The organism is Croceibacterium segetis (assembly GCF_011320115.1).
Classification (GTDB): Bacteria; Pseudomonadota; Alphaproteobacteria; order Sphingomonadales; family Sphingomonadaceae; genus Croceibacterium_B; species Croceibacterium_B segetis.
In genome coordinates, this window is sequence record NZ_JAANOZ010000005.1 from 1 (window position 1) to 24900 (window position 24900).

General features: G+C 66.0%; 21 protein-coding genes and 2 tRNA genes. 15 read left to right on the plus strand and 8 right to left on the minus strand.

Annotation, left to right across the window (positions count from 1 at the left end; translation table 11 throughout):
- Nucleotides 1-94: 94 nt before the first annotated feature.
- From G7B69_RS06975 to G7B69_RS06990, 4 genes are all read left to right on the plus strand, one after another.
- On the plus strand, nt 95-1135 hold the full coding sequence (locus G7B69_RS06975) for a 5-methyltetrahydropteroyltriglutamate--homocysteine methyltransferase (protein WP_166177588.1): 1041 nt from the start codon (nt 95-97) through the stop codon (nt 1133-1135).
- Nucleotides 1135-2253 carry a cobalamin-independent methionine synthase II family protein gene (locus tag G7B69_RS06980; RefSeq protein ID WP_243415063.1) on the plus strand — a complete coding sequence of 373 codons (1119 nt, stop codon included), beginning with the start codon at nt 1135-1137 and terminating at the stop codon, nt 2251-2253. Before G7B69_RS06975 ends, G7B69_RS06980 begins: the two co-directional genes overlap by 1 nt.
- 93 nt (nt 2254-2346) lie before the next feature.
- The gene (locus G7B69_RS06985; protein ID WP_166177590.1) at nt 2347-2886 is read left to right on the plus strand and encodes a hypothetical protein; all 540 of its coding nucleotides are present in this window, start codon (nt 2347-2349) and stop codon (nt 2884-2886) included.
- A 58-nt stretch (nt 2887-2944) separates the two neighbouring features.
- A tRNA-Leu gene (locus G7B69_RS06990) sits at nt 2945-3029 on the plus strand.
- Nucleotides 3030-3050: 21 nt separating this feature from the next.
- On the opposite strand, the gene G7B69_RS06995 is transcribed toward G7B69_RS06990, so the two are convergent.
- The 5 genes from G7B69_RS06995 to G7B69_RS07015 form a co-directional block, all read right to left on the minus strand.
- Nucleotides 3051-4430, minus strand: a complete 1380-nt coding sequence (locus G7B69_RS06995; RefSeq protein ID WP_341479169.1) for an efflux transporter outer membrane subunit — start codon at nt 4428-4430, stop codon at nt 3051-3053.
- Entirely contained in the window at nt 4427-7630 is a 3204-nt protein-coding gene (locus G7B69_RS07000) for an efflux RND transporter permease subunit (RefSeq protein WP_166177592.1), read from the minus strand. Before G7B69_RS07000 ends, G7B69_RS06995 begins: the two co-directional genes overlap by 4 nt.
- A gap of 3 nt (nt 7631-7633) precedes the next feature.
- Nucleotides 7634-8821 carry an efflux RND transporter periplasmic adaptor subunit gene (locus G7B69_RS07005; RefSeq protein WP_166177594.1) on the minus strand — a complete coding sequence of 396 codons (1188 nt, stop codon included), beginning with the start codon at nt 8819-8821 and terminating at the stop codon, nt 7634-7636.
- 115 nt (nt 8822-8936) lie between these two features.
- A tRNA-Arg gene (locus tag G7B69_RS07010) sits at nt 8937-9013 on the minus strand.
- 107 nt (nt 9014-9120) lie between these two features.
- Nucleotides 9121-9552 (minus strand): DUF6152 family protein, encoded by a 432-nt coding sequence (locus G7B69_RS07015; RefSeq protein ID WP_166177596.1) that lies wholly within the window; start codon nt 9550-9552, stop codon nt 9121-9123.
- A gap of 154 nt (nt 9553-9706) precedes the next feature.
- Between G7B69_RS07015 and G7B69_RS07020 the strand changes: the two genes are divergently transcribed.
- From G7B69_RS07020 to G7B69_RS07065, 10 genes are all read left to right on the plus strand, one after another.
- Nucleotides 9707-10552 carry a hypothetical protein gene (locus tag G7B69_RS07020; RefSeq protein WP_166177598.1) on the plus strand — a complete coding sequence of 282 codons (846 nt, stop codon included), beginning with the start codon at nt 9707-9709 and terminating at the stop codon, nt 10550-10552.
- 136 nt (nt 10553-10688) lie between these two features.
- The gene (locus tag G7B69_RS07025) at nt 10689-11021 is read left to right on the plus strand and encodes a hypothetical protein (protein WP_243415064.1); all 333 of its coding nucleotides are present in this window, start codon (nt 10689-10691) and stop codon (nt 11019-11021) included.
- A 44-nt stretch (nt 11022-11065) separates the two neighbouring features.
- Entirely contained in the window at nt 11066-11569 is a 504-nt protein-coding gene (locus G7B69_RS07030) for an MmcB family DNA repair protein (protein ID WP_166177602.1), read from the plus strand.
- A gap of 144 nt (nt 11570-11713) precedes the next feature.
- A complete protein-coding gene (locus G7B69_RS17035) occupies nt 11714-13555 on the plus strand; it encodes a PAS domain-containing protein (RefSeq protein WP_166177604.1) in 1842 nt (613 codons plus the stop codon).
- 132 nt (nt 13556-13687) lie between these two features.
- Nucleotides 13688-15049 (plus strand): M48 family metalloprotease, encoded by a 1362-nt coding sequence (locus G7B69_RS07040; protein WP_166177606.1) that lies wholly within the window; start codon nt 13688-13690, stop codon nt 15047-15049.
- A 10-nt stretch (nt 15050-15059) separates the two neighbouring features.
- Nucleotides 15060-15752, plus strand: a complete 693-nt coding sequence (locus G7B69_RS07045; protein WP_166177608.1) for a DsbA family protein — start codon at nt 15060-15062, stop codon at nt 15750-15752.
- Between the two features lie 77 nt (nt 15753-15829).
- The gene (locus G7B69_RS07050; RefSeq protein ID WP_166177610.1) at nt 15830-17035 is read left to right on the plus strand and encodes a sensor histidine kinase; all 1206 of its coding nucleotides are present in this window, start codon (nt 15830-15832) and stop codon (nt 17033-17035) included.
- Complete coding sequence (locus tag G7B69_RS07055) at nt 17032-17826, plus strand: LytR/AlgR family response regulator transcription factor (RefSeq protein WP_166177612.1); 795 nt, start codon at nt 17032-17034, stop codon at nt 17824-17826. The genes G7B69_RS07050 and G7B69_RS07055 overlap by 4 nt, the downstream gene beginning before the upstream one ends.
- Nucleotides 17816-18685 carry a carboxylating nicotinate-nucleotide diphosphorylase gene (nadC, locus tag G7B69_RS07060; protein ID WP_166177614.1) on the plus strand — a complete coding sequence of 290 codons (870 nt, stop codon included), beginning with the start codon at nt 17816-17818 and terminating at the stop codon, nt 18683-18685. The genes G7B69_RS07055 and nadC overlap by 11 nt, the downstream gene beginning before the upstream one ends.
- Before the next feature lie 60 nt (nt 18686-18745).
- Complete coding sequence (locus G7B69_RS07065) at nt 18746-19174, plus strand: hypothetical protein (protein WP_166177616.1); 429 nt, start codon at nt 18746-18748, stop codon at nt 19172-19174.
- A 2-nt stretch (nt 19175-19176) separates the two neighbouring features.
- On the opposite strand, the gene G7B69_RS07070 is transcribed toward G7B69_RS07065, so the two are convergent.
- Nucleotides 19177-19632, minus strand: coding sequence for a nucleoside deaminase (locus tag G7B69_RS07070; protein WP_166177618.1), 456 nt, complete (start codon nt 19630-19632; stop codon nt 19177-19179).
- A 123-nt stretch (nt 19633-19755) separates the two neighbouring features.
- Between G7B69_RS07070 and rpmB the strand changes: the two genes are divergently transcribed.
- Nucleotides 19756-20043, plus strand: a complete 288-nt coding sequence (gene rpmB, locus G7B69_RS07075) for a 50S ribosomal protein L28 (protein WP_166177621.1) — start codon at nt 19756-19758, stop codon at nt 20041-20043.
- Here the strand turns inward: rpmB and G7B69_RS07080 are convergent.
- Together G7B69_RS07080 and G7B69_RS07085 are read right to left on the minus strand one after the other, a co-directional pair.
- Nucleotides 20018-21445 (minus strand): esterase-like activity of phytase family protein, encoded by a 1428-nt coding sequence (locus G7B69_RS07080; protein ID WP_166177623.1) that lies wholly within the window; start codon nt 21443-21445, stop codon nt 20018-20020. The genes rpmB and G7B69_RS07080 overlap by 26 nt on opposite strands.
- 163 nt (nt 21446-21608) lie before the next feature.
- Nucleotides 21609-24896, minus strand: a complete 3288-nt coding sequence (locus tag G7B69_RS07085; protein ID WP_166177625.1) for a TonB-dependent receptor — start codon at nt 24894-24896, stop codon at nt 21609-21611.
- Nucleotides 24897-24900 lie beyond the last annotated feature (4 nt).

A 24900-nucleotide genomic window follows, 5' to 3' on the forward strand; every position in this document is an offset into this window, starting at 1 on the left:
GCGCAGCCCCAGGTCGCGCGTCGATTGCTAGCAGGGGGATCACGCCCACCCAACCCTCCCCCTCGAGGGGGAGGGCTTTCGAGAGGTCTTCCGAATGCCGCAGCTCCCGCTCCTCCCCACCTCGCTCGTCGGCTCCTACGCCCAGCCCGACTGGCTGATCGACCGCAAGGCCCTGTCGGGCATCTTCCCGCCGCGCACCCGGATGAAGGGCCTGTGGCGCGTGGCGGACGAATACCTCGAGCAGGCGTGGGACGACGCGACCGTCTACGCGATCGCCGAGCAGGAGCGCGCCGGTCTCGACATCATCACCGACGGCGAGATGCGCCGTGAGAGCTATTCGAACCGCTTCGCCACCGCGCTCGACGGCGTCGACCTCGACAACCACGGCACCGCGCTCGACCGCAGCGGGGAACCGGTGCCGGTGCCGCGCGTGACCGGCCCGATCAAGCGCCGCCACGCGGTGCAGGTGCGCGACGTGCAGTTCCTGCGCGAGCACGCCAGCCCGGAGAAGGCGATCAAGATCACCGTGCCCGGCCCGTTCACGATGAGCCAGCAGGCGCAGGACGATTACTACAACGATCCCGAGGCGCTCGCCCTGGCCTACGCCGCCGCGGTCAACGAGGAGATCAAGGACCTGTTCGCCGCCGGGTGCGACGTGGTCCAGCTCGACGAACCGTACATGCAGGCACGGCCCGACAAGGCGCGGATGTACGGCCTCAAGGCGCTCGAGCGCGCGCTCGAAGGGGTGAAGGGCACCACCGCGCTGCACATCTGCTTCGGCTACGCGCACCTGATTCACGAGCGGCCCGAGGGCTACAACTTCCTGCCCGAACTGGCTTCGAGCGACGTCCAGCAGATCTCGATCGAGACCGCGCAGTCCAACCTCGACACCACGGTGCTCGAAACGCTGCCCGGCAAGACGATCATCCTCGGCGTGCTGGACCTCTCTACCCATGCGGTCGAAGAGCCGGAAACGGTCGCCGCGCGGATCCGCAAGGCGCTGCCGCACGTGCCCAAGGAGAAGATCATCGTCGCGCCAGACTGCGGCCTGAAATACCTCCCGCGCGAGGTCGCCTTCGGCAAGATGAAGGCGATGGCCGACGGAGCCCGGATCGTGCGGGCTGAACTGAGCTGATGGCGTTCAAGACCACCCACACCGGCAGCCTGCCGCGGCCGGACTACCTGCTCGAGCTGATGTTCGCCCGCGAGAGCGGCGAGGCGGTCGACGAGACCAAGCTCGACGCGGCGATCGAAAGCGCCACCGCCTACGTTGTCGGGCGCCAGCGGCAGGCGGGTATCACCGTCATCAACGACGGCGAGATGTCGAAGCCCAGCTATGCCACCTACATCAAGCACCGCCTGTCGGGATTCGGCGGCGAGGCCGGGCAGTACGAGTTCCAGGACCTCGAGGAGTTCCCCGGCGCCAAGGCGCAGGTGTTCGGCAACAAGGGCCGCGCCAGGCGCAGCGCGCCGGCCTGCACCGCACCGATCGAGGTGATCGACATGGACGCCCCGCGTGAGGACGCCGAGCGGCTCCAGCGCCTCGCCGGCGGGCACGAGACCTTCATGTCGGCCGCGTCGCCCGGCGTGACCGCGCTGTTCTTTCCCAACCAGTACTACCCCGACGACGAGGCCTATGTCTTCGCGCTCGCCGAGGGCCTGCGCCACGAATACGAGACCATCGCCGCCGCCGGGATCACGCTGCAGGTCGATTGCCCGGACCTGGCGATGGGCCGCCACGTGCAGTTCACGCACCTGTCGCTCGCGGATTTCCGCAAGCGCATCGGCATGAACGTCGCCGCGCTCAACCATGCGCTGCGCGACATTCCCGCCGAGCAGCTGCGCATGCACTTGTGCTGGGGCAACTACCCGGGCCCGCACCACTGCGACGTGGCGCTGGGCGAGATCGCCGACATCGTCTGGTCGGCCAAGCCGCAGACGGTGCTGCTCGAAGGCGCGAACCCGCGCCACGCGCACGAGTTCGCCTTCTTCGAAGACAACCCGCTGCCCGAGGGCAAGGTGCTGTGCCCGGGCATGATCGAGCCGCAGAGCCCGTACATCGAGCATCCCGAGCTGATCGCCCAGCGCATCGGCCGCTACGCCGACCTGCTCGGGCGCGAGCGGGTGATGGCCGGGGTCGACTGCGGCTTCTCGGTTCACGCGGGCAGCAACAGCCTCGATCCCGAGATCGTCTGGGCCAAGCTCGCCGCGCTGTCCGAAGGGGCGGAGATCGCCAGCGCGCACTACTTCTGAGCACGGTGGGTAGAACGATCTAAGCCGTTTCGCCGCGCACCGATCTGTGGCAAGATCGGCCATTATCGCGTTGGTTCTCTTGGGAGAGGAATCGTGCGGAGCTTCGTTCTCGTTACCGCCGCGCTTGCGGCAATCGCATCGGCGCCGGCATCGGCGGACGACATCGCCTGTCCGCCGAAGGTCTCGCCCGAACTGATGACCGCGCTTGGCGAACCGGTCGCCTGGCTGGGAGCGGGCCAGACGGTCCATACCCCGGCGGACCTGACGATGGTCGGCCAGCCGGTCAGCTACGTGCTCGCCTTTCGCGCATCGGGCGCTGCGGACGCGCCTGTCAGCGAGCTCGACTATCGGCTCAAGGGCCAAACCCGGCCGTACGGGACCCGCTACGCGGTCGATTTGCGCAAGGCATTCGACAAAGGCTTCAATGGCTCCGACTGCGCCAGCGGCAACAATTCGTGCGTCGTCGATTACAAGGCGAGCGCGGCCGGGGACTTTTCGGGCGCGGAGTTGAGCGAAGGCAACATTGCGATCCCCAAGGACGCCCACGGCGATGGCCTCGGGGCGGTAAAGGCGGACTACAACCTCGACAGCGCGGACCCGGTCTTCCTGGTGTGCCACTACAAGGGCCCGTAGCAAGCGTCGCCCCGCCGAAGCTGGCAACGGCGGCGCCGAGCGGCTAGGCCTGCGCGCTGCGGGCGTGGCGGAATGGTAGACGCCGGGGACTTAAAATCCCCTGAGCTTTGCTCGTGCCGGTTCGAGTCCGGCCGCCCGCACCAGTTTTCGCGCGAGGCGAAGGGCTACAGCGCGGCTTCGGCGAAGGTATCGGCGCCAAGGGCCCGATAGAGCTCGACCAGGTTCGTGAGCGAAGTCGCGGTAACCGCCGCTTCCTGCCGCCGCGCGGTGTAGAGCGCGCGCTGGGCGACGAGGCTGCCGAGGAAGCTCTCGATGCCCTCGCGGTAGCGTGCGTCGGTCAGCCGCGCAGTGTCGGCAGCGGCCGAGGTGTTGGCGCGCGCCGCGGCAAGTCGGTCGCCTATCGTGCCGCGCACCGCGAGCACGTCGGACACCTCGCGGAAGGCCGACTGGATCGCCTTCTCGTAGCGCGCCAGCGCCGCGTCGCGCTCGGCTTTGCTGACCGCGACATGGGCCCGGCCGCCACCGGCATCGAAGATGGTGTAGGCCGCGTCGGCACCCGCGGTAGCGGTGAATGCGCCGCCGGTGAACAGTGCGCCGAGCGCATCGCTCGCCAGGCCGAGCAGCCCGGTCAGCGAGATGCGCGGGAACAGCTCGGCACGAGCAACGCCGATGTCGGCGTTGGCCGCCTCGAGCAAGTGCTCGGCCTGCTCGACGTCGGGCCGCAGCAGCAGGACTTCGGAACTGGTTCTTGGCGCCAGCGCGGCGAATTCGCCGTCGATCTGGGCCAGTCCGGCGGGCAGCAAAGAACGGTCGAACTCAGCTCCGACGAGCAGCCGAATGAGGTTCTCGTCCTGCGCCAGCGCGGTCTTCTGCTCGGCGACGTCGCCTTGCGCGGTCTCGAGCACCTGCTCGGCCTGGCGCAAGTCGGTGCGTGGGGCGATGCCGCCGTTGAGCCTCAGCCGCGTGAGTTCGACGGCCTTGCCGGCGTTGGCAGCGGTGTCCTCCGCGATCGCCAGCAGGTCGCGATCGGCGGCGTAGGCAATCCACGCCTGCGCGAGATCGGCAACGAGGCCGATGCGCACGATGCGCGCGTCCGCCTCGCTGGCAAGCGCGCGTTCGCGCTGCTCCGCAGTGGCGTTGGCCAACCGACCGAACAAGTCGAGCTCGAACGACGAGACGCCTCCCTGCAGCGCGTAGCTCTCGCCCTGGCCGCGGCGGTAACTGGCCGACGCGTTGGCGCCGACCTCGGGGAACTGCGCGGAGCGGGTGACCCGTACTTGCGCCCGCGCCGCGGCAAGGTTGGCGGCGGCAATGCGCAAGTCGCGGTTCTCGGTCAGCGCCTGGGCGATGAGCGCCTGTAACCGCCCGTCGCGAAACAGGTCGCGGTAGGAGACCGCCGGGAGACCACTTTCGGCCGGTGCCGGATAGGCCTCCCCGCGCGGAAACGACGGCGGAACCGGCGCGGTGGGTCGCTGGTATGGCGGCGCGAGCGAGCAACCGGCAAGCGCAAGCGCGCCCGCGGCCATTGCCAGGCGCCGCATCATGCCGGTCGCTCGCCTTCATCGCTGCGCGTGAGACGCTCGCGTACGGCTTTCAGCGCATCACGCGTGCTCCGCCTCACGAGCACGAAGAACAGCGGGATGTAAAAGATCGCCAGCAGGGAAGCGGTCAGCATCCCCCCGATCACCGAAGTGCCGATGGCGATGCGGCTGTTGGCGCCGGGGCCCGTCGAGATCGCCAGCGGCAACACGCCGAAAATGAAGGCGAAGCTGGTCATCAGGATCGGCCGCAGGCGGATTCGCGCCGCACGCACCGCCGCCTCGATAACCCGCGCGCCCTTCTTCTCCTGCTGCTCGGCGAACTCGATCATCAGAATCGAGTTCTTCGCGGCGAGGCCCATCGTGGTGAGCAGGCCGATCTGCAGGAACACGTCGTTCTCGAGCCCCCGCAAGGTCACGGCGAAAACCGCGCCGACGAGGCCGAGCGGGATCACCAGCAGCACCGCGACGGGGATCGACCAGCTTTCGTAGAGCGCCGCGAGGCACAGGAACACGACCAGCAGCGACAACGAGTAGAGCAGCGGCGCACGCCCCGACGACAGCCGCTCCTCGTACGACGAGCCCGACCAGGCGACGCTGGTGCCGGGTATCTTCGCCGCCAGCGCTTCCATCTCGTCCATCGCCTGGCCCGAGCTGACGCCCGGCGCGGCCTGGCCCGAGATCGAGTAGGCCGGCACGCCGCCGAAGCGGCTGCTCGTCGCCGGCGTGGTCGCCCAACCGATGCTGGAGAACGCCGAGAACGGCGCCATCTCACCGCTCCGCGTGCGCACGTACCACTGCGCAAGGTCCTCCGGTCGCGCGCGATATTCGGCGTCGCCCTGGACATAGACCCGCTTGACGCGGCCCTTGTCGATGAAGTCGTTGACGTAGCGCCCACCCCAGGCGGCCGAGAGAGTCGCGTTCACGTCGGCTGTGGTCAGCCCGTAAGCACTGAGGCGCTGGGTATCGAGGTCGACCTTGAGCGTCGGCGCGTCGGGCAAGTCGCCGGGCCGGACCTGTGCCAGCTTGGGATCGGCGTTGGCCGCCGCCAACAGCCGGTCGCGCGCCTCGGCAAAGTGCTCGCGGCTCATCCCGCTCGAGTTCTGCAGCTGCATGCTGAAGCCGGCAGTGTCCCCGAGCCCGCGCACCGCGCCGGGCACGAGCGTGAACACTTGCGCGTCGCGCAAACCGCGAAACGCCGCGGTCGCGCGCTGGGCGATCGCGTCGGCGGTGTTCTCCTTCCCCGGCCGTTCATCCCACGGCTTGAGATTGACGAAGCCTTGCCCGGTGTTCTGCCCCGAGGCGCCGCCGCCGCCGCCGCCGGCGACGAGAAATACAGTGCCGGCGTTCCTCTTCTCGTTCTGCATGAGGTACTTTTCGACCATGTCGCGCACTTCGAGCGTGCGCGTCTGCGTCGCACCGGCGGGCAGGCGCCATTGCACGGCCACGCGACCCTGGTCCTCACTCGGTAGGAAGCCGCCCGGCAGGCGGACGAACAGCAGCACCAGCACCAGCGCGATGGCCGCGTAGATCGCCAGGAACAGCCACTTGCGGTCGACCACCCGCTCGACGTTGCCGGCATAGCGCTCGATGAGGTTCGCGAAGGTGCGGTTGAACCACCTTTGCGCGGCTCGGACCCGCGCCGTCGCGCCGGGGAACCGCCGCTCGAACGCGCTCGGCCCCGGCTCCTCGCCATGCGCCTTTCTTGCCTTGAGCACGGTCGAAGTGATCGCCGGGCTGAGGATCAGCGCGACCAGCACCGACAGCGTCATCGCCGAGATCATCGTCACCGAGAATTGCCGGTAGATCACGCCGGTGGAGCCGCCGAAGAAGGCCATCGGCAGGAACACCGCCGAGAGCACCAGCGCGATCGCCACCAGGGCGGTCTGCAGTTCTCGCATCGAGATGATCGTCGCGTCCCGCGCGCTCATGCCGGGATTTTCGTGCAGCAGCCGCTCGACGTTCTCGACCACCACGATGGCGTCGTCGACCAGCAGGCCGATCGCCAGCACGAGCCCGAACAGCGTCAGCGTGTTGATCGTGTAGCCGAAGATGTAGAACACCGCGAAAGTGCCGAGGAGCACGACCGGCACGGCGATGGCCGGGACCAGCAGCGCGCGCCAGTTCTGCAGGAACACGAACATCACGATCACGACCAGCACGATCGCCTCGAGCAGCGACTTCTCGACGTCGTGCACCGAGAGGCGGATGAAATCGCTCGAATCGTTGGCATAGGCGTAGGACAGCCCGTCGGGCATGTTCTTCGCCAGCTGCGCCATCTTGGCCTTGACCAGGTCGGAGGTCTTGAGCGCATCCGCCCCGGGGGAGAGCGAGATCTGCATGCCCGCGCCCGGGTGGCCGTTCATGCGCAGGATGATGTTGTAGCTTTCGGCGCCGACCTCGACTCGCGCGACATCCTGTATTCTCACCGAGGAGCCGTCGGTCAACGTCTTGAGGACGATGTTGCCGAACTGCTCGGGGGTCTGCAGTTTCGATTGTGCGGTGACCGTCGCGTTGAGCAGCTGCCCGGGCGGCGCAGGCAGGCCGCCGACGTCACCCGCGGCGACCTCGGTGTTCTGGCTGCGGATGGCGTCGATGACGTCACCTGGCATAAGCTGGAAAGCGGCGAGCTCCTGCGGTTTGAGCCAGATGCGCATGGCGTGCGGCGAGCCGAAGACATTGACGTCACCGACGCCATCGACGCGCGACAGCGGGTCCTGGATATTCGACGCCAGATAGTCGGAGACGTCCTGGTAGTTGCGCGTGTCGGTGGTGTCGTAGACCGCGACCAGCAACAGCGAGTCCGAATTGGACTTGGTTACGCGCACGCCTTGCTGCTGCACTTCGGCCGGCAGACGCGAGACGGCCGTCTGGATCTTGTTCTGCACCTGCACCTGGGCGATGTCGGGGTCGGTGCCCTTCGCAAAGATCGCGCTGATGTTCGCCGAACCGCGCGAGCTCGACTGCGAACTGAAGTACAGCAGTCCGTCGAGCCCGGTGAGCTGCTGTTCGAGCACTTGGGTGACGCTGTTCTCGATCGTCTGCGCGGAGGCCCCTGGATAGTTGGCGAAGACGTTGACCTGAACCGGGGCGATGTCGGGGTATTGCTCGATCGGCAGCGAAAACAGCGCGCCGACCCCGCCGAACATCACCACGATCGCCAGCACCCAGGCGAAGATCGGCCGGTCGATGAAGATGCGCGACATGGCCTAGCCCGGCCGCTTGCCCGGGAACTCGCCGCCTCCGCGCGGCGCTCCGACCTTTTGCGGCGCGTTCTGCGGCACCGGCCGGACCTTGTCGCCTTGCTTGAGGTTGGCGAGGCCCTGGGTGATCACCTTGTCGCCAGTCTTGAGGCCGGAGGTGACGATCCAGCTGGTGCCGTACGTGCGATCTGCGACGATCTTGCGCCGCGTCGCCTTGTCGCCGGGCCCCACGAGGTAGACGAACGCCGAACCATCGAAGTCGCGCTGGACGGCGGGCTGGGGGATCAGGAAGGCATTGGGCTGCACGGCCTGGTCGAACACCGCCTTCACGAACGTACCCGGCAGCAGCAAGCCCTGCGGATTGGGAAAGCTGGCGCGCAGCGTCACCGTGCCGGTGTTCTGGTCGACGGAGATTTCCGAAAACTGCACATGACCGACAAAGCCGTAATCGCTGCCGTCCTCGAGCTTGAGGTGCACGGTCGTGCTTCCCGGAGCAATCTCGCCGCTTTGCAGCGCGCGGCGCAAGGAGCTGAGGTCGGCTGCCGACTGTTGCATGTCGACGTAGATCGGATCGAGCTTCTGGATCACCGCCAGCGGGTCGGCCTGGTTGGCGCTGACCAGCGCGCCGACGGTGAACAGCGAACGCCCGATGCGCCCGGTGATGGGCGCCGGAACGGTCGTGTGCCGCAGGTTGATGCGTGCGGTGTCGAGGGCGGCGGCGTTCTGCGCTACCCCCGCCTGCGCCACGCGGGCCTGCGCCGCGGCATCGGTGTATTCCTGTTTGGACACCGCTTCCATCTCGGCCAGCGGCTTGTAACGGCTGGCTTTGGCGAGCGCGGCGTCGGCGCTCGCCCGGGCGCTGGCGAGGTTCGCCTGCGCCTGGTTGGCCGCCGCGCGATAGAGGCTCGGATCGATCTGGTAGAGCGGCTGCCCGGCACGGACGAAAGCCCCCTCGGCGAACAGCCGCCGCTGGATGAGGCCGGTCACTTGCGGGCGCACCTCGCTCGTCTCGTAAGCCACAGTGCGTCCGCCAAGGGTGACCGACAGCGGGACCGTGCTCGATCGGGCGACGAAGTAGCCAACTTGTGCCGGTGGCCGCTGGCGGCCGGCGTCACCGCCGCCGGAGCAGGCGGCGAGCAGCGTCAGCAGCGCGAGGAGGCCACCACGGCGGACGACCGACGGCCAGCGTACCATTGCAGCGAATACCTTCCCAGGCGGCGGCGAACCGGGGCGGCTTTCCGGGAACCGCGCAGCTTGCGCAAGGGCGAGTGCAGGCGGTGCGACAATTTTTGACAAATTCGAGCCGCAATGGCGCACCCGACAGGATTCGAACCTGTGACCTCTGCCTTCGGAGGGCAGCGCTCTATCCAGCTGAGCTACGGGTGCGAGCGGCGAGCGCCTAGCAACCTTGCGCGGCGAGGCCAAGGCAAAAGCAGAGGCGCCCGGGCCGCCGACGGCCGGCTGGAGCGCGAATCGGAACAAGTCAACTTGGCTTACTTGCCGCTGGCCTGGGCCTGGGCGGTGCGCGGACCGGATTCACCAAACTGCTTGAGCGTCTCGCCGCCGGCCTTGGTAATGGTCACGTTGAAGCCGCCCTTGCGGCCATCGCGCAGTGGGTAATAAGTGATGTCGACTTCATCGCCCGGCTGCACCGAACGCTTCGACCAGCCGTAGCGCACCAGGTGATTCGGGCTCATGCCCTCGAACGCCCAGCGGGTGCCGCTCGCGTCGTGCACGTAGAGGAAGGTGTGCGGATTGGTCCACTCCCACCGCTCGACGGTGACGTGCTTCATCGGCAGTTCCTTGCCCCATTCGAACATCGCGGTGGAATGGTGCGCCAGAACCGGCACAGCGGTAGCGAACAAGGCACCGGCCGCAATGGCGGCGCCAGCGACGGCCTTCCGGCGAGAATGTCTCTCAGTCATGCAACTCTCCATGGACCACCTACCCTGAACCGGGAATTGATCTCGGCCAATATTGTGACAATCAAATCGGACATAATCAACCCGCTGCTTGACTCGACCGCCCTTGTCGCCGCACTTTGCGACAAAATCAAAAAGCCTATGGCGGAGAGTGGGAATGAGAGGTGTCTTCAATGTTTCGCGGGTTTTGGCCGGCGCCGTAGCGCTCGCCATGGTCGCCCCCGCGCTGGCCCAAGGCGGCCCGCCGGCCGCGGCCGCCAAGCCGGACGTCAGCAAGCCGATGGCCAACGCGCCGCGGGCGACCGAGTATGCCGCGCTCGCCAAACTGCCGGACTTGACCGGTCTATGGTACCCCGACTGGGCGGCGCTGTTCGGCTCGCGCGGCGTGCCGCCGCAATTGACCCCGGCCGCGAAAGCCAAGCTCGACGCCTATAACGCCAAGTACAAGGAGAGCGGCCCGCCGCTCTATGCCCAGGCCCATTGCCTTCCGCCGGGGATGCCGGGAATCATGAACCAGCCATTCCCGATCGATATCAGCTATCAGCCCGGGCGCGTGACAATCTATGCCGAAGCTTACGAGCAGGCCCGCTGGATCTACACCGACGGACGGCCGCTTCCTGCCGACCCCGATCCGTTTTTCAACGGCACCTCGGTCGGCCACTGGGAGGGGAGCACGCTGGTTGTAGAAACGGTCGGCTTCAGTCCGGAAACCTTCATAGCGCCCGGCCTCGAGCACAGCGACAAGATGAAGATCGTCGAACGGATCTATCTCGTCAATCCGAAGCTGCTGATCGACGAGCTGACCGTCACCGATCCCGAGGTACTGGCCGCGCCGTATGTGACCCGCACGCCGTACAAGCCCGACACGGCCGAGCTGCGCGAATACGTCTGCGCCGAAAACAACCGGCTCACCTCCGACGACGCGACCGGTGCGAACATCGACCTCAAACTCGACGGCGAGGACGATCCGTTCGGGCCGCCGCCGGCCGACAAGGGCAAGTAGTCCGGATTTCCCGCGCGCGCCGCTAACCAATTGGCAAGCGCGCGCGGGCTAGTCGGGTCCGATGAATGCCATTCCGCCATCGATGATCCCGGGCGCTTCCTCGCGCCCCGCCTTCGGTCAGTCCGCCGCCAGCGCTTTGAGCGTCAAATGGGCGGCGCTGCAGGATGCCGCTGCGGTCATCGCGGCACTGGCTGGGATCGAGGCCGAGCCCCCCACGCCGGAACTGCGCAATTTCCCAGCCCTGATACGCGAAGCCGAACCGTGGCGCCGCGAACTTGCCGAACGCGGAATCGAGGACATGACCGCGGTCCTCGAACCCGGCATCGCCGCCTTGCTCGGGGTCGACGCGCGCGGCGCCAGCCCGCGGCCCGCCGCATTGGCGCTGTGGGGCGAGTTCACCGAGGCGCGCGCCGCGGTTCTCGCGCTGCTGCCGCCGAGCGGGGCGCTGGGACCTCGGCGCAGCGCCTGAACTTCGCCGCTTGACCTGGTTCCCGGTCTGTTCCAACCAGGGGCATGGCCGACCAGCCCGCTCTTGCTGCCGTGAACGAGTCGTTCGACCGCCGCGCGCACGCGGTCGCGCGCGGCATCTGCCGGCTGTTCGCGCGCAACGACCTCTGGCTGCTCGCCGAGATGCCGCTGCGCAACGGCCGTCGCGCCGATCTGATGGGCCTCGACGCCAAAGGGCACATCGTCATCGTCGAAATCAAGACCGCGCGCGGCGACTTGCTGGGTGACGGCAAATGGCCCGACTATCTCGAGTTCTGCGATCGCTTCTATTGGGGCTTGCCGCCCGAGCTCGACCGCGCCTGCCTCGAAGGAGCCGATTTCCGTCCCGACTGCTGCGGAGTGATCGTCGCCGACGAGTACGATGCCGAGATCGTCCGGCCGGCGCCGAGCCATCCGCTCGCCGCGGCGCGCCGCAAAGCCGAGACCGAACGGCTTGCCCGCGCCGCGCTGCGCCGGCTCGTCACCGGCGCCGATCCCGAGTGCAGCGGGTGGGGCCGCATCGCGGGCTGACGTCGCGCCGCCGCGGCAGCTCGTTCGGGCGGAAGGACTGACGTCACCGGCGGCGTGCCAAGGGCCTTTCGATAACGCGTTTAACGGTTAATTTACCACGCGGGGCGACAAGGGCGCCGTGACTGGTAACCGGGGGCATGCCCAATGGACACGCTGAGGGGCAATTTCGACGCGCTGGAGGATTCGCACGGGCATGAGCCCGGCGATGACGAATCCGGCCGCGAAGCGCCGCCGCTCGCCATCGGGCAGGACGAGCGCCGCATGCAGGTGCGCGCTTACAATCACTGGGCGAGTCTGCTGGAAGACCGCAACTTCCCGGCGATCGACGACCTCGAGCCGGGCAACCTTCCCGACTTCGGCCCCTATTCGGTGCTGCTCGATTTCAGCCGCGGCATCGAGAACCCCGGCATTGCCTATCTCGGCGCGCAGCTTGCGCAGGAGTGCGACATCTCGGTCACCGAGCTCCAGACTCTTGCCGACGTGCCAAGCCGCTCGCTGCTCAGCCGAATCACCGATCATTACATGCAGATTCTCGCCAACCAGGCGCCGATCGGGTTCGAGGCCGAATTCGTCAACCAGCGCAGCTCGACGATCCTGTATCGAGGAATCCTGCTGCCGTTCTCGTCCGATGACGAGACGATCGATTTCATTTACGGCGTGATCAACTGGAAGGAGCTGGCCGACCAGCACACTTCGGACGAGCTGCTGCTGCAAGTCGATCAGGCGCTTGAAGCGAAGCCCGAGAGCCCGCCCATGCGCGTGGAAGACGCCCCTCTGACCGACTGGGCCGATGGCCCTGGCGCCGTTGCGGCAAACGATATCGACGACGACGAGCCGCTCGAGCTCTCGATCGAGGAGCCGGGAGAGGCCGAGGCGCTCGACGACGAGCCGGCACCGGCCGGATTCGCCGATGGATTGCCCGCTTTCTCCGGCCGCGCCGAGGATTACCTCGGCGACGACGATTACGAGGAGGAAGGCGAGCACGAAGGCGACGAAGACGAAGACGACGGCCTGCCGCGGCCGAAGTTCGGTTCGCTGATGTCGATCGGCGGCGGCCGTGTCGCCGCGACCGACGATATCGACGACGCCGACGACGTCGACCTCACCGGTTTCACCCTGCTCGGCGACGATCCCGTAGAGCCCGACCACATGCCCGATTTCGAATATGCCGACGACGCGGTGATGGCGCTCGACGGGTTCGAAGCCGATGCCGGCGTCGAGTTGACGTCGGATACTTTCGCGGCAGAGGATCACGTGGAAGCCGCGCTTCAAGTCCCCGAAGCCGAGGACGGGCGCGACGCGACGCTCGCTCCCTTCGCGGCGGGCGCTGACGAAGGTGGCCCGGCCGGCGGCGAGATCGCTCTCGGCTTCCTCGACCCTGCCGAGATGGAGCTAGGCGACTGGCTGGCCGCCGCGCGCGAGATGGCCGCGCAGGCACGCAACAACGAGGACCGCACGCGCAACGCGCTCTACGAAGCGATCGGGCGCGCCTACGACTTCTCGCTGGCGGCGGCTGAAAGCCCGGCCGATTTCGAAGAGCTGGTCAGCGATTCCGGCCTGACCGTTCAGGATCGCGCGCCGATGACGCCGGTGGTCAAGCTCGTGTTCGGCGCGGATTACGACAAGACCCGGCTGACCGAGTACGCCGCGGCGCTCAGCCACGCGCACCGGCTCGAGCTGCCGCGTGGCAGCCTCACCGATTACCTGCGCGGCGCCGAAGGCGGCCTCAAGGGCGTGGTCAAGGCCGAGCGGCAGCTCCGCCGCGCCGAAAGCGGCAAGGCCGACCCGGCGGCGGATTCCCGCGAGGCTCTCGCCGAGAAACTGCGCGAGATGCCCGCCGTCGCCTTGGCCGACATCGCGGCTTACGGCAGTGAATTCGCGCTGCTGATGGTCCGCCGCAGCGAAACCGGCGAGTTGGTCATCCTCGGCGAAGTGCCGGAAGACGCCGCACTGGTGGAGAAAGCCGCCAAGAAGCTGGTTGGCTGATCGCGGCGAAGCTGGGCAAGCTCCCAGCGGGGGTGTAGCGCTCTCGCCATGAATGCCCAAGTCATGCCGGGACCGGGTGAAACCGCAGCTTCAGGCGCGGTTCAGCCCTTGCAGGCCTAGACCAGCGTCCCGATGCGCTTATTTGCCCGCACGCTTGCATTCCTCGCGGCGCTCGCCCTCGGCGCGCAGCAAGTCGCCGCGCAAGACGTCAGCATCCTGCGCGATGCCGAAACTGAAAAGCTGCTCCAGGACATGGTCAATCCGCTCGTCGCGGCAGCCGGCATGCCGAAAGGTTCAGTCGACGTCGTCGTCCTCAACGATCCGTCGCTCAACGCGATGGTCGCAGGCGGGCAACGCATCTACGTCAACTCCGGCCTCATCAACGCCGCCGACAACGCCAACCAGGTGCAGGGGGTGCTCGCGCACGAGCTTGGCCACATCGTTGGAGGCCATTCGATCGCCATCGGGGAAGAATACGGCCGAGCGACCAAGATCACGATCCTTTCGCTGTTGCTCGGAGTCGCCGCCGCCGCGGCCGGCGCGGGCGACGCGGCAATGGCGGCGATGTCGCTCGGACAGCAAGTCGCCTATCGCTCGCTTCTCACCTACAGCCGGGGACAGGAAGCTACCGCCGACGCCGCCGGAGCGACCTTTCTCTCGAAGGCCGGCATTTCCGGACGCGGCAGCCTCGAGTTCTTCGGCAAGATCCAAAACCTCGAATTCCGCTATGGCTATCCGCATGACGACGACGCTGCCTATGCCAGCACCCATCCGATGTCCGGCGACCGCATCGCCACGCTGCGCGAGGACTACCAAAAGGACCCTGCCTGGGACACGAAGACCGATCCTCGGCTTGAACAGCGCTTCCAGCGCGTCAAAGCCAAGCTTTACGGCTATCTAGCCAAACCCGCCGACACCCTGCGTCACTATCCCGAGTACATGACCGGCGAGCCGGCCACCTACGCGCGGGTTTACGCCTATCACAAGGACGCCAAGGTCGCCGACGCGGTGCGCGAGGCGGATGCGTTGCTGGCGATGGAACCCAACGATCCGTATTTTCTCGAGATCAAGGGCCAGGTGCTCCTCGAATCCGGCCGGCCCGACGAAGCTCTTGCGCCGCTAAGGCGGGCGACCGAACTTACCGGCAACGATCCGCTGATCGCCAGCACGTTCGGTCACGCGCTGGTCGCCACCGAAGACAAGGCGCACCTTGACGAGGCCGAGACCGTGCTGCGCGCCGCCGTCGCCCGCGATCGCGAAAATCCGTTCGCCTGGTACGAACTCGGCATGGTCTACGGGGCGAGGGGCGACCTGCCCCGCGCGCGGCTAGCCAGCGCCGAACAACAGATCATGAGCGGAAGTCCGGCCGAGGCACTGCGCAGCGCGAACGCGGCCCAGGCGGGCCTCGAGAAGGGCTCTCCCGACTGGATACGCGCGCAAGACATTTCGATGCAGGCGCGCGCGCAGCTTGAACGCGACAAGCACCGCAAGTAAGCGACTAGGGATGCGTTGGCTTGCAACGATCGTGCTCGCCGTTTTCGGCGGCTTCGCCGGCGCCGCCGCGTGGGATTTCTCAGGTTTCGGCGGCCACGCCACGCGTGATTACCTCTACGCCCATCCCGAAGTGCTGCCGGAAGCGATGGGCCGCTATCAGGTGAAGCAGCGCCAGGCCCAGCTCGCTCCGGTGCGCGGCCAATTGCAGACGCCGTTCCCGGGCGCCGTGCTCGGCAATCCCAACGGCAAGCTGACCCTGGTCGAGTTCAGCGACTATGCCTGCACTTACTGTCGCCAAAGCGTCGCCGATGTGCAGCAGCTGATCGCCGCCAATCCGGATTTGCGGGTGGTTATTCGCGAATACCCGATCCTGCGCCCCGAGAGTGTCGACGCCGCGCGGATGGGTCTCGCCGCCGCGCAGCAGGGCAAGTTCGCCGCCTTCCACGAGGCGATGTACGCTCTCGGCCCGCCCAGCAAGGCGACGATCGAGCAGGCGGCAAGGCAAGCCGGGGTCGATCTGGCCGCTGCCGACAAGGCGATCGCAGGGGGGCTGTATGATTCCTTCCTCAAGGCCAACATCGCGCTCGCCAGCCGCATCGGCATCGACGGCACGCCCGGCTGGGTGATCGGCGACCGCATCATCGACGGTGCCGTGGGCTCCGCCGCCCTCAGCGACGCCATCGCGGAGGCGCGACGATCCTGAAGACGCTGGCCTCGCTCTTCCGGCCGCGCCCGGAAGCGGAGCGGGTCGTCGTACCTGCGACGGCCCCGACGGGTAGCATGGCGATGCTCCCGTTCAAGCCGACCCCGTTCTTCGCCGACAAGAACCGCGCCTTCTGGAACCTGCAATTCATCGGCTGGGGCGGCTCGATGCTGATGCGCGCGGTAACCAACATCGCCAACGGCAAGCCGCCCTCGTTCCTGGTCCTCACCTTGATCGCGACGATCACCGGCTTTTCGATCAGCCTCCTGCTATCGGTAATCTACGGCAAACTGATCACCCAGCGGCCGCTGGTCACCTGGGGCGCGACAGGCCTAGTTCTGGCCCTCGCCGTCGGAATCGCGGCCTTCATCGAGGGATGGACGATCTGGCTCTGGCAGGGCGGCGGCGAGGGCAACTTCGCCAGCCTGGTCCTGGGCGTGTTCTACATCGAGATGACGCTGCTTGGGGCCTGGTCGGCGCTGTACTACGCAATCAATTACTACCTCCAGGTCGAGCAGCAGGCCGACCGGCTCGAGCGGCTCGAGGCGCAGGCGACCAGCGCCCAGTTGGCCATGCTGCGCTACCAGCTCAACCCGCACTTCCTGTTCAACACCCTGAACTCGATCAGCACGCTGGTGCTGCTCAAGCAGACCGAGCCGGCCAACGCGATGCTCACCCGCCTTTCGGGCTTCCTGCGTCACACGCTGGTCACCCAGCCGGGCGGCAAGGTGACGGTGGCGCAAGAAGTCGAAACGCTCAAACTGTACCTCGACATCGAGCGAATGCGCTTCGAGGAACGGCTGCGGACCGTATTCAGCATCGATCCTGCCGCCGCCGAGGCCGTCATCCCGTCGTTCCTGCTCCAGCCGCTGGTCGAAAACGCGATCAAGTACGCGGTCTCCCCGCAAGAGGAAGGCGCGCGAATAAGCCTCACCGCGCAACTCGTCGGCAATCGGCTTCGCTTGACCGTATCCGACACCGGCCCGGGATTGCGCGCCAAGGCGGCTCGGGCAACGCTGCCGACCGCGATGGCTGGCGCTGACAACACGGTTTCGACGGGGGTCGGCCTGGCCAACATCCGCGACCGCCTTGCGCAGGCCTATGGCGACGACCATGTGTTCGACATCCGTACCCCGCCAGAAGGCGGTTTCACTGTAGTGATCGAAATTCCCTACGAACGGGAAGCTGCTTCCGAGAACGCCGACGGGACAGCTGAGAAACTCACTGCCCATCCAACCGTTACAGCCGCGCCCGAACAGCGGCCCATGGGACTTGATGCATGACCATACGCACCATCATCGTCGATGACGAAAAGCTGGCGATCCAGGGGCTGCAGCTCCGGCTCGAGAAGTTTCCCGACGTCGAAGTGATCGACACTTGCGCCAACGGGCGCGAGGCGATCCGCAAGATCAAGACCGAGAAGCCCGATCTGGTGTTCCTCGACATCCAGATGCCGGGTTTCGACGGCTTCTCGGTGGTCAAGGGAGTGATGGAGATCGAGCCGCCGCTGTTCGTCTTCGTCACCGCCTACGAAGAGCACGCGATCCGTGCCTTCGAGGCCAACGCGGTCAATTACTTGATGAAGCCTGTCGACGAGGACAAGCTCGCCGATACCATCGACCGGGTCCGCTCGCGAATAGCGGAGAAGCGCTCCGCCGAGGAAGCCGAAAAGCTCAAGGACGTGCTCGCCGAAGTCGCTCCCGAAGCGATGGACAACATGCCATCCGAGGAAGAAACCGCCGGCCGGTACGAGAAGCTGATCAACGTCAAGGATCGCGGGCAGATCTTCCGCGTCGATGTCGAATCGATCGAGCACATCGAGGCCGCCGGCGACTACATGTGCATCTACACCGGCGACAATTCTCTGATCCTGCGCGAGACGATGAAGGACCTCGAACGCCGGCTCGATCCGCGGGTGTTCCAGCGCGTCCACCGCTCGACCATCGTCAACCTCGACCAGGTCCGCCAGGTCAAGCCGCACACCAACGGAGAATGCTTTCTAGTGCTCGATTCGGGCGCCGAGGTGAAAGTCAGCCGTTCCTACCGCGACGTGGTGGCGCGCTTTGTCCACTGAGGGCTGGCAGCTCGACAATTTCGATCTCGACCGCTTCGTCCGCCAGACGCTGGACGAGGATCTCGGCGTCGGCCTTCCGGGCGGCGGGCACGACGTCACTTCAGAGAGCGTGATCCCACCGGACGCGCGGTTCGCCGGTACGATGGACAGTCGCGAGGCCGTGGTGGTTGCCGGGCTGCCGATTGCCGCGGCGTTCTTCCGCGCCCTCGACCCGACGACCGAAATCGAACTCCTCGCCGACGAAGGCGCCGAGGTCGCGGCGGGCGGCGACTTGCTGCGCCTGTCGGGCAATGCCCGGGCGCTGCTCACCGCCGAGCGGAGCGCGCTCAATCTCGTGCAGCACCTCTCGGGCATCGCCACGCTCACCCGCCGATACGTCAGGGCGATGGGCGAGAGCCGCTGCATCCTTCTCGACACCCGCAAGACACTCCCCGGGCTGCGCGTGCTCGAAAAGTACGCGACGCGCGTAGGGGGCGCGCAAAATCACCGCATGGGCCTGTGGGACGCGGCGATGATCAAGGACAACCACGTCGCCGTCGCCGGCGGTGTCACCGAAGCAATCCGCCGGGCGCGCGAAGCGGGTGTCGAGCGAATCATCTGCGAAGTGGACCGCCTCGAGCAGATCGAACCCGCGTTGGGCGCGGGCGCAACGCACTTGTTGCTCGACAACATGAGCCCCGCCGCGCTGCGCCAGGCGGTCGCGCTGGTCGCCGGCCGGGTGCCCACCGAGGCGTCGGGCGGGGTCACCCTCGAAACGATCGCCGCAATCGCCGCCACCGGCGTGGATTTCATCTCGGTGGGGCGGCTGACACAAAGTGCCCCCGCGGCCGACATCGGACTGGATTTCATCCTTGCCTAGCGCGATTGCCATCGCCGCGGCCATGCGGCACAAACGGGCCTCTAACGGGAGGGCCATGCCATGAAACCTGAATCGATCCGCCGGTTCGACTTGTTCTTTCTTGCCTCGCTGGCGCTTCTCGCGGTCGGCTTCTTCATCAGTTTCGATGCCACAGTCGCATCGATCCAGGCGCAAACGGCCGCCAAGGGGCTGCAAGTTGGCAGCGGCTTCGTCGTCGGCCTTTTTGTTGTCGTCCTGGCGATCAACCTGCTGTTGTGGTTCCTGGTCTCGCGCAAGGGCACTACCATCGCCAAGTGGCTGATCGTCTTGCTCGTGCTCATCGACCTGATCGGGATTCCATCGCTGATCAGCGGCGATCTGACCGCTCCGAAGATGATTTCGCTGCTCCGAATCGCGCTCGAGACGGTGGCGATCGCTTTCCTGTTCAAGGCCGATGCCAAGGCATGGTTCGCCGGATCGAGCGCCGACGATGCCGGGCCGGCCGTCTGAGGTCAGCGCCGATCGGCAAAGAATTCGCGCAGGAGCGCCGCCGCCTCGCTTTCGCCTATCCCGCCATAGACTTCGGGGCGGTGCAGGCACTGCGGCTGCTCGAACACTCGCGCACCGTGTTCGACGCCGCCTCCTTTCGGGTCGGCCGCGCCGTAGTAGAGCCGCGCGAGGCGCGCATGGGCAATCGCGCCGGCGCACATCGCGCAGGGTTCCAGCGTAACCCATAAGTCGCAGCCATCGAGCCGTTCGTTTCCGAGCGCCGCGGCGGCGGCGCGGATGGCGAGGATCTCGGCATGCGCCGTCGGATCGTGGAGCGCGCGCGGCCGATTGCAGGCCTCGGCGACAATGACCCCGCGCCGTGTGACGACCGCGCCGATCGGCACTTCGCCCGCTGCTTCGCCCTCGCGCGCAAGCTCTAGCGCGCGCGCCATCGGCGGGGGAAGCGGCCAACTTGTCATGCCCTTCCCGCTACAAGCGCGGCCGCAGCCCGGCAATGCCGCGCGAAAGCTTGACCGAATCTCCCTCCGCCGCTATGCGCGACGCTTTCCCGGACACCATCCGATTCACGAACGAGATCAACCATGTCGCGCATCTGCGAATTGACCGGCAAGGGCCGCCAGGTCGGCCACAATGTGAGCCACGCCAACAACAAGACCAAGCGGGTCTTCTTGCCCAACCTGCAGAACGTCACGCTGATGAGCGAGAAGCTCGACAAGAGCTTCAAGTTTCGCGTCTCGACGCACGGCCTGCGCTCGGTCGAGCACAACGGCGGGCTCGACAACTGGTTGCTCAAGACCTCGGACGAGAAGCTCAGCGCCAACGCGCTGAAGGTCAAGCGCGAGCTCAAGAAGGCCGTCGCAACGGCCTGACGGCTACATCGCCGCCGCGTCGTGCGGTGGAATCCCAGTGTAGCTTCAGCAGGAGCGTGCGCTGAAAGCGGGCGAAGTTGTCGTCCGAGATCAGCCACATCGTGACACCGGATCGGTCGGGCACGATCGCCAGGCCTTCATAATTGTCGCGCGGGACCGGGTCCTCCAGATCGGCCAGCTTGCGCCAGGGCCATTCCTGTCCTGCGACAATGTCGGCAGGATCCGCAACAAGCAGCATCGCCGCGAAGAAGGGTGGGCTCACCGGATCGATTGCCCGCAACAGAATCACCACCCTGCCATCCGGCAGCACCGCCATGTCGCTCGGATCGTAACCGATCGGCGGCCGGAAGGTGAATTCGACCGGCTTGGCCTCGGCTACCGGATCGGATGGAAAGAGCAGCCCCGGCCGCCCGCCCGCGGAAAGCCACGGCGCGTCTTCGGCCAGGACGATGAAACGGCCGTCGGGGAGGCGGGCCATCGCTTCCGCGCCTCCGTTCGGGCTCCAGCCGCGCATCGCCGGGGGGGCGACCGCGCTGCTCGCGCTGTCGTCGTCGGACTTGAAGCGCCTGATCTGATTGGTGCTCTCGTAAGCGTACCACCTCCATCCGGATCGCGGGTCGATTGTCGCCGCCTCGATGTCCTGCTCCCAATAGGTCGGATGAGGCGTTCGCACGCGTCCGAAGCGCGGCTTCGCCGAGCCGGGCAGATCCGGTGTGCGCATGCGCAGCGTGTAGCCATTGTCGCTGATCGCCGTCAGGGTGCCGCCAGCTGTCGCCAGCAGGGCAGAGTAGCCCCCGAAGCGATGATAATCGCTGGTGACCCGCCACGCACCGACCAGCCGCAGACACGCCGGCCACGAACCCGGCGTGTCTGCGACGATGCTGTCGAAGCGGAGCGTGCGAAGCCCCTTGTTGTCGGGCCAGTGGGGTTCGCTGCGCAGCCACATTCCCGGAGCGACTGCCAAGGCGAGCAACGCGGCGGCAACTATCCGGCGTATCGAAAGCGCGCCCCTGCCCGCCTTGGCTTCCGGTTCGGATGATCCATCGTCGGCGGGCATCGGCGCGGTGAGTGGCACGGCGGCCTGTTCGAGAAAAGGCTCGATTGACCTGTGCTCTGTCGCGAGACATTGCACGGCATGGCCGATACATCCGCGAACCGCATCCTCGGAGCCATCGATCAGCTCAGGGCGGGCGACCGCTGTGCCGCGGCCGACCTGCTGCGCGAAGAGCTGCGGTTCGGGGCTCCCAGCGGCGAGCGGTGGCGTAGCGTGCAGCGCCTCGCGGCGCAGATCGGTGAGATCGACACCGCCCTGGAGGCCGCCCGAAGGCTGGCTGCGACGCAGCCCGTGGATCGTCGGCTCGCGGGCCTGGCGATGGGCGGGCGTGCTCGAATTCCACCGCACCAAGCGCAACGTGCACACTGCAAGCCTTTAACTCAGAAGCCCGATTTCTAGGGCGCGGGAAAGTCTAGGGCTGTCCACAAGGGCGCGTCTTGCGAGGCATGTGGCGCAAAAAAAAGAGACGGGCCCGAAGGCCCGCCTCTCTCTTGCTTCCGTCCTCGCTGGCTCAGAAGGTGATGTCAGCACCGAAACGGATCGAGCGCGGCGACTGGTAAGCCGTCGGAATGCCGAAGTTCGGATCGCGCGAAATGACGTAGTTGCCCGAATCCGCGGGCACCTCGTCGTACGACAGATCGCCGAACTCGTAACGCTGCTGCACCGCCTGCGAGTTGAACGCGTTGAATACGTCAACTCGGAAAGTAACCTGCTGTCCCGTTGGGATGTGAACATTGTAGCGGGCAGAAAGGTTGACCTCGGAATACCAGTTGCTCTTCAGCGCCGTGCCGCGGGGGGCCGGCTCGAGATTGCAGTAGTGCGACACGCCCCCATACCCGTTCTCCAGAGCATTGTAGTCTGGATTGAAGCCGAAACAGCTCAGGTGGCGAGGCGACTGCACCTGCACCTGGGTGCCGACGATGAAATCGTCAGTGATGCCGTACGACCCCCACAGCTTGATGCGGTGGCGACGATCGTTCGGCAAGTAGCCGTACGAGTAATCGGTGAACCCGGGCTGGTCGAAATCGATCGTGATGCCGGCGTCGTCTTGACCGTAATCGGACTGCACGTAGCCTTCGGTGTTACCCTTGCTCTTCGACCAGGTGTAACTGCCCGCCAGGCTCCAGCGTCCATTCCAGGGGTGGTTGAAGGTGAACTCGACCGCATCATAGGTTCGTTTGGCTTTCGGATAACCGAGCTCATCGGCGGTGAACGTCACCTCCTTACCTTCAAGCTCCGGAATGCTGTAGCGCCCGCGGGTGGCGTTTAGGTTGACGGTGAGATCAGAACCGGGGTTGTTGATCACATACTGGTGGTACCCGGACCACACGCGGCTGCAAAGGGTCGCGTCGAAGCCCTGGTCGATACAGTACGCCCGCGCTGGCGCGTCGATCGCGCTGTCTTCGGCCGTCGAGTCCAGGTTACGGTGCGTGTAGCTCAGACCGACGGTCCAGCCTTGCAGTTTGTGCTCGTAACCCAGGATCCACTCAGTCTCGCGAGTGGCCTTCAAGTTGTGAGCAACTGCGGCGCTCGTGTCCGGTACCTCGCCGAGGCTCGTTGTCTGGCAGTTCATGCCGCTCGACCCGGGCGTGAGCCCGAATGGACAGGCCGTGTCGTAGCCGGTCGAGGTCGTCTGCGTCGTGAGGATCGGCAGGCCGTTGCTGTCAATCCCACTGTAGAGCCAGCGTTCGGAAAAATAGGTCTCAGCGCTGGCCTGGCGGTTCGCCGTATTACTCGCGAAAGGCAGATAGTAACGACCGAAGAACGCCTTTAGCTTGCCCGAACGGTCGGACCACAGATCGTAAGTTGCACCGATACGGGGTGCGTAGTTCGCCTTGCTGCTTAGGAAGACGGTTCCATCCTGCTTGTTGAGTCTGAAGTCGTCCCGACGCGCGCCGAGATTGAGCGTCAGCCGATCGGTGACATCCCATTCGTCCTGGATGTAAAACGCCTTGTTGCGCGCCTTGAAGCCGCCGCCGCTGACGAGGTAGTTGATCTCCACCTGGCCGTTCGGCTGGTAAAGGATGGCCGCGCCGCCACCATTGCTGAGAGCACATGCTTCTGTGGACAGAAAGCCGGACCCGCAGAGGACCGGTCCTCCCGTCCTGACGGTGGCGTGATCGAGCGTGTTATCCTCTTGGTCAAAACCGAAGCGGACGTGATGGTCGCCGAGGATAGAGAAGAACAAGTCCGCGTCGGCACGATAGAATTTACGCTCTGTGGCGTAGGGGAAGTCCGCCAGCGTCGTCGTCTGTCCGGTGAAGAGGCCGCCCTGGGGCACCCCGTTCAGCGTCCCGCCGGTATTGTTGACGATATAAGGCGCGCCCGATCCCGCATCGACACCCTGAATGTCGAAGCGGTCGCGCATGCGGCCATAAGCGGCCGAGAGGGTCAGCCAATCAGTGAAGCGACCGGTGTACTTGCCGACGAAGTTAACGCCGCCGAAGTTGTAGTCTTGCGCGGCCTGCGTGCTGCCGAATGACCAGTCACCCGCGGAATCCTCAAGATACTCGCGGTTTTCGCGCCGGGTGGTGTTCCGAGTATTGAAAATCGTGAACTCGAGATGCTGGCTTTCGATCGGATAGGCATCGACTTTGACGGCCCAGAAGGGATCGTCGTTGGTTCGATGATAGGCAAGCGAGGACGAACGGCTGATGACAGTTGTATCGGACTTCTGCATTTCCAGCAGCCCGTAAACGAAGAGCCTGTCCTTGATGATCGGGCCGCTGGCCTCTACAATCGCGGAGTAGGAGTCATTCTTGTCACCGGCGCGGTTCGTCGAGTTAACGCATGTCGTGCCTAGGCTGTAGTCGGTGTCGTCAACCCACGAACAGGTCTTTAGGTTCTTGCCGTCCGAGCGCCCCCAGTCGGGTGCGTAGTTAAGGTGAACGGCGGCCATGAAATCATTGCTGCCGGCCTTGGAGACGGCGTTCACAATCCCGCCGGTGGCTCGGCCGAATTCCGCCGCATAACCGCCGGACTTGACTTCAACGGTCTTGTAGAAGTCGAACGGGACTTCGGCCGAGCCGAGGTAGTTGTCGAAATTCGTGGTGTTGAGGCCGTTGAGATAATACGCGTTTTCAGCAACCGACGACCCGCCAATCGAGGCTAGATTACCGAAGGCCGTATCACCCTTTGTGGTCCCCGGCGCAAGCAGCGCGATAGAAGTGATATCGCGCCCGATCGGGACAGTCTTCACGAGTTCTTCGACGTCGACATTGACGCCGCTGGTGGTTCCAGTGAAAGGACGCTGAACCTGGGCCGCAGTGACTACGATCTCGTTCGCGCCGCCCTCCGGCAACGCGATCGCCAAATCGGCGGTCTGACCCGCGAGGACCTTCACATCAGTGGCCGTGAAGTTCGCCGTGTTCGCTGAAGAAACCTTCACCGTGTAGGTGCCGGTAGGCAGCGAGGAGAACCGGAAGCCGCCGCTCGCGGCAGTTGTTGTCGTCCGATTGGTGCCAGTGCTTGGGTCAGTCAAGGCGACAGTGGCCCCGGGAATGGCGTTCCCCGCGGCGTCGGTGACGGTGCCGGTAACGGCGCCAGCGGTGTAGTCCTGCGCGGCCGCCGGGGCGGAAATGGCGATAGCTCCGACCGCGAGGCCGGTGATCGAGAGTACCTGCAGGCAGCTAGCGCTGCGCAGGGCCGACTTCTTGAGGAATGATTTCACGTTCCAGTCCCTTTTTTCCAAGGCCGCCGCCGGAACTGCGACTAAAGCCTTAAGCCATTTCTCGCTGGGTGCCTTGAAGCCCCCCATGCGGCATACGCACGAGTCCCCACCAAGAAAGATGCGGTGCATTGGC

Coding starts and splice junctions, on each gene's coding strand:
- G7B69_RS06975 (WP_166177588.1), top strand. CDS start 95: ATGCCGCAGCTCCCGCTCCTCCCCACCTCGCTCGTCGGCTCCTACGCC.
- G7B69_RS06980 (WP_243415063.1), top strand. CDS start 1,135: ATGGCGTTCAAGACCACCCACACCGGCAGCCTGCCGCGGCCGGACTAC.
- G7B69_RS06995 (WP_341479169.1), bottom strand. CDS start 4,430: ATGATGCGGCGCCTGGCAATGGCCGCGGGCGCGCTTGCGCTTGCCGGT.
- G7B69_RS07000 (WP_166177592.1), bottom strand. CDS start 7,630: ATGTCGCGCATCTTCATCGACCGGCCGATCTTCGCCTGGGTGCTGGCG.
- G7B69_RS07005 (WP_166177594.1), bottom strand. CDS start 8,821: ATGGTACGCTGGCCGTCGGTCGTCCGCCGTGGTGGCCTCCTCGCGCTG.
- G7B69_RS07015 (WP_166177596.1), bottom strand. CDS start 9,552: ATGACTGAGAGACATTCTCGCCGGAAGGCCGTCGCTGGCGCCGCCATT.
- G7B69_RS07020 (WP_166177598.1), top strand. CDS start 9,707: ATGAGAGGTGTCTTCAATGTTTCGCGGGTTTTGGCCGGCGCCGTAGCG.
- G7B69_RS07030 (WP_166177602.1), top strand. CDS start 11,066: ATGGCCGACCAGCCCGCTCTTGCTGCCGTGAACGAGTCGTTCGACCGC.
- G7B69_RS17035 (WP_166177604.1), top strand. CDS start 11,714: ATGGACACGCTGAGGGGCAATTTCGACGCGCTGGAGGATTCGCACGGG.
- G7B69_RS07040 (WP_166177606.1), top strand. CDS start 13,688: ATGCGCTTATTTGCCCGCACGCTTGCATTCCTCGCGGCGCTCGCCCTC.
- G7B69_RS07045 (WP_166177608.1), top strand. CDS start 15,060: ATGCGTTGGCTTGCAACGATCGTGCTCGCCGTTTTCGGCGGCTTCGCC.
- G7B69_RS07050 (WP_166177610.1), top strand. CDS start 15,830: ATGGCGATGCTCCCGTTCAAGCCGACCCCGTTCTTCGCCGACAAGAAC.
- G7B69_RS07055 (WP_166177612.1), top strand. CDS start 17,032: ATGACCATACGCACCATCATCGTCGATGACGAAAAGCTGGCGATCCAG.
- G7B69_RS07065 (WP_166177616.1), top strand. CDS start 18,746: ATGAAACCTGAATCGATCCGCCGGTTCGACTTGTTCTTTCTTGCCTCG.
- G7B69_RS07070 (WP_166177618.1), bottom strand. CDS start 19,632: ATGACAAGTTGGCCGCTTCCCCCGCCGATGGCGCGCGCGCTAGAGCTT.
- rpmB (WP_166177621.1), top strand. CDS start 19,756: ATGTCGCGCATCTGCGAATTGACCGGCAAGGGCCGCCAGGTCGGCCAC.
- G7B69_RS07085 (WP_166177625.1), bottom strand. CDS start 24,896: ATGCACCGCATCTTTCTTGGTGGGGACTCGTGCGTATGCCGCATGGGG.